The following is a 4,079-nucleotide window of genomic DNA, read 5'->3' as shown; positions in this document are numbered from 1 at the left end:
CGGACGTCGGCACTCCCGCGGCCGCTGGCGGGTGGGGTGCCGGCCCCGTCGCCGTACAGTGGGGAGGACGGCCCTCACCTGCCGGGTTCCGTGGAATCCGGCCGGCGGGCGTTCCGTATCGTCTCCGCTCCCGAGAAGCCGGCCCGCACATGCCTCACCATCCGTCCTCGTCCCCCGGCTCCCAGGAGCCGCTCTTCGGTCTCGGCGAGCTGCCGGCGGCACCGGTGGCCGGGACGGCGGCGTCCGCTTCCGCCTTCCGGGACTCCGCGCAGGCGCGCCGGCTTCTCGCGATCCGGGAGATCCACGCCGAACCGGCCGCCGCCGCCTCACCCCGCGGGCGGCAGATCCTCGCCCGGTTCCCCGGGGCCCGGCTGATCGAGACGGACTCCCACTGGCGCATCCCCGAACTGCACGGCAACGAGGGCAGCGCCGACCGCTGGATGCGGATCAAGCGCGAGACCCTCGTACTGGGCGTGAAGAAGACGCTCACCACCCGCCCCAACGGCCGCTCCGCCGACTGGATCGCCCCCGGCCCGTCCAACGGCTGCGCCCTGTCCTGCGTGTACTGCTACGTCCCCCGCCGCAAGGGCTTCGCCAACCCGATCACCCTCTTCACCAACATCGACCGGATCATCGCCCACCTCGGCCGCCACGTCGCCACCCAGGGCCCCAAACCGGAGCCCAACCAGTGCGACCCCGAGGCATGGGTGTACGACATCGGGGAGAACGGCGACTGCTCCGTCGACGCCCTCGTCTGCGACAACACCGCCGACCTGGTGCGCGCCTTCCGCGACTGGCCCACCGCGAAGGCGTCCTTCGCGACCAAGTTCGTCAACCCCGACCTGCTGGAGCTCGACCCGCGCGGCCGCACCCGGATCCGGTTCTCGGTGATGCCGGCCGACGACTCACGCCTGCTGGACCTGCGCACCAGCCCGGTCGACCGGCGGATCGCCGCCGCCGCGGACTTCCTCGACGCCGGGTACGAGGTGCACTTCAACCTCTCACCCGTCGTCGTCCGCCCCGGCTGGCAGGACGCCTGGGCCGGGCTGCTGCGGCACATGGACGACGTCCTGCCCGAGCGCGTGAAGCGGCAGGCCCGCGCCGAGGTCATCATGCTCACCCACAACGCGGACCTGCACGAGGTCAACCTCCGCTGGCATCCGCGCGGCGAGGACGTGCTGTGGCAGCCCGACGCGCAGGAGACCAAGCGCTCCCAGAACGGCGCCCTCAACCTCCGCTACCGCGCCGGCATCAAGCGCCGCGCCCTCGCGGACCTGCGTGAACTGGCCACCCGTCACACACCGTGGCTCGATATCCGCTACGCCTTCTGACGGACCGGTACCCACCCGCTCCGGCTTTCTCCCAGGTCACCCCCTGATAACGGGAATTAAGGGTAGGCTAACCTTGCCATGTGATTCCTGCTGAAGAGGCGGCCCCGGGCCCGCGCGGCCATCAACTGTCGGCCACCGATGTGACCGTGGCGTACGACGGCGCCGACGTCGTGCACGACGCGGCGCTGACCCTGCGCCCCGGCGAAGTGACCGCCCTGGTGGGCCCGAACGGCAGCGGCAAGTCGACCCTGCTGCGCACCGTCGCCCGGCTGCAACGGCCGCGGAGCGCCACGCTCACGATCGACGCCGGCACCGACGCGCTGGCCCTCGGCCCCCGGGAGTTCTCCCGCCGCGTCGCCCTGCTGCTCCAGGGACGCCCCACCCCCAGCGGTCTCAGCGTGCGGGACGTCGTCGAGTTCGGCCGCTACCCGCACCGCGGCCGATGGGGCGGTACGGACCCCGGTGGCCGTGCCGCCGTGGACCGCGCCCTCGCCCTCACCGGCGTCGCCGAACTCGCCGACCGCGGAGCCGAACACCTCTCCGGAGGGCAGCTCCAGCGCGTGTGGCTGGCCGGCTGTCTCGCCCAGGAGACCGGCGTCCTCCTCCTCGACGAACCGACCACCTACCTCGACCTCCGCTACCAGGTCGAACTCCTCGACCTCATGCGCGACCTGGCCGACGAACACGGCATCGCCGTCGGCGTCGTCCTGCACGACCTCGACCAGGCGGCGGCCGTCGCCGACCGGATCGTGCTCCTCGCGGCCGGACGCGTCGTCGCCGAGGGCCCGCCCGAGGACGTCCTCACCCCGGAACGCCTGACCGAGGTCTACGGCATCCGGATCGAGGTCGACACCGACCCCCTCACCGGCCGGCTGCGCACCCGCGCCATCGGCCGTCACCACACCCGAAGCGAAAGGCTCGGCACCACCTCATGAGACGACTCCTGCTCACCGCGCCCCTGGCCACCGCCGCCACCCTCCTGCTGGCGGCCTGCGGCACCACCGAACCCGCCGCCGACGACGCCGGCGCCAAGGAGTCCGCGCAGGCCATCACCCTCACCGACGCCACCGGCGCGAAGGTGGAACTCGACGGCCCCGCCAAGAAGGTCGTCGGCACCGAGTGGAACGTCGTCGAGCACCTGGTCTCCCTCGGCGTCGACCCGGTGGGCGTCGCCGACGTCAAGGGCTACAAGACCTGGGACGCCGCCGTCCCGCTCAAGAACGAGCCCGAGGACATCGGCACCCGCGGCGAGCCCAGCATGGACACCATCGCCTCGCTCAAGCCCGACCTCATCGTCACCACCACCGACCTGCAGCCCGACGCCGTCAAGCAGTTGCGCAAGGTCGCCCCGGTCCTGGAGGTGAAGTCCGCCGACGCCGCCGACCCGATCGGGCAGATGCTGGAGAACCTCGACCTCATCGCCGAGGCCACCGGCACCACCGAGCGCGCGGCCACGCTGAAGAAGGACTTCGACGCCAAGCTCGCCGAGGGGCAGAAGGCCCTCGCCGACGCCGGCCTGGACGGTGCGGAGATCGCCTTCGCCGACGGCTACGTCGCCTCCAACCAGGTCTCCCTGCGCCCCTACACCTCCGGCTCGCTGATCGGCGCCGTCAACGAGCGGCTCGGACTGAAGAACGCCTGGAAGCTGAAGGGCGACGAGGCCTACGGCCTGGCCTCCACCGACGTCGAGGGACTGACCGGCCTGGGCAAGGTCCAGTTCGCCTACATCGGCAACAAGGACGACGCCAGCAGCGACCCCTTCGGCAAGGAGCTCGCCGACAACTCCGTGTGGAAGTCGCTGCCGTTCGTGAAGTCCGGTGACGTCCACCGGCTGGACGACGGCATCTGGATGTTCGGCGGCACCGGCTCGATGGAGGCGTACGCCGACGCCCTCGTCGCCTCGCTGACGAAGTAGCGCGATGGCCGTCACCGCCACCACTCCCACCGCCCGTCCGGCGACGGTGTCGTCCCGGACGGGCGCGGCCGCGGTGACGACCGCGCTCGTGCTCCTGGTCGCGGCCCTCGCCGTCGTCGACATCACCCAGGGCACCGCCGCGGTCGGCCCGGCCGAGGTCCTCAAGGCCCTCACCGGACGGGCCGACCCGGCCGACGCGTCCGTCGTCATCGCCTCACGGCTGCCCCGCATGACCGCCGGGCTCCTCGTGGGCGCGGCCCTCGGCATGGCCGGCGTCGCCCTGCAGGCCGTCAGCCGCAACGTCCTGGCCTCCCCGGACACCCTCGCCGTGAACGCGGGTTCCTACTTCGCCCTCGGCATCGCCGCCGTCACCGGCGTGTCCCTGCCGCTGCTCGCCTCCTCGGGCATCGCCTTCGCCGGCGGGCTCGCGGCGGCGGCCGTCGTCCTCGGGCTGTCGGGGCTCGGCGCCGGCACCGTACGGCTGGTGCTCGCCGGTACCGCGCTCACCCTCGGGCTCACCGCCCTCACCGAGGGGCTGCTCCTGCTGTTCCCGCGGCAGACCGAGGGCCTCTACCAGTGGAACCAGGGCAACATCGGCCAGAACGGCTTCGACGGCGTCCTCCAGATGCTGCCCGTCGCCGTCGTCGGACTCGCCGGCCTGCTGCTCGTCGCCCGCCGGGTCGACGCCCTCGCCCTCGGCGACGACGCGGCCCGCGGACTGGGCGTCCCGGTGCGGGCCACCCGCGTCACGGCCGTCGTCCTGGCGACCCTGCTCTCCGCGGCGGCCGTCACCCTGGCCGGTCCGATCGGCTTCGTCGGCCTGTGCGCCCCGG

At 72.8% G+C, this 4,079-nt stretch carries 4 protein-coding genes; all 4 read left to right on the top strand.

What is annotated here, in order from left to right; genetic code table 11:
* The first annotated feature begins 149 nt into the window (after positions 1-149).
* Positions 150-1,331, top strand: a complete 1,182-nt coding sequence (locus B7767_RS36710; RefSeq protein WP_085575797.1) for a spore photoproduct lyase family protein — start codon at positions 150-152, stop codon at positions 1,329-1,331.
* An 80-nt stretch (positions 1,332-1,411) separates the two neighbouring features.
* Positions 1,412-2,266 (top strand): ABC transporter ATP-binding protein, encoded by an 855-nt coding sequence (locus B7767_RS36705; protein WP_085575796.1) that lies wholly within the window; start codon positions 1,412-1,414, stop codon positions 2,264-2,266.
* On the top strand, positions 2,263-3,246 hold the full coding sequence (locus B7767_RS36700; RefSeq protein ID WP_085575795.1) for an iron-siderophore ABC transporter substrate-binding protein: 984 nt from the start codon (positions 2,263-2,265) through the stop codon (positions 3,244-3,246). The genes B7767_RS36705 and B7767_RS36700 overlap by 4 nt, the downstream gene beginning before the upstream one ends.
* A 4-nt stretch (positions 3,247-3,250) precedes the next feature.
* Positions 3,251-4,079 (top strand): iron chelate uptake ABC transporter family permease subunit (locus B7767_RS36695; RefSeq protein ID WP_143652841.1); only part of this gene is annotated, 829 nt, incomplete at its 3' end.

The sequence above is a fragment of the Streptomyces sp. 13-12-16 genome (assembly GCF_002114215.1).
Lineage (GTDB): Bacteria > Actinomycetota > Actinomycetes > Streptomycetales > Streptomycetaceae > Streptomyces.
Note: the sequence above shows the minus strand (reverse complement) of the source record. Positions and strands in the feature narration are given on the sequence as shown.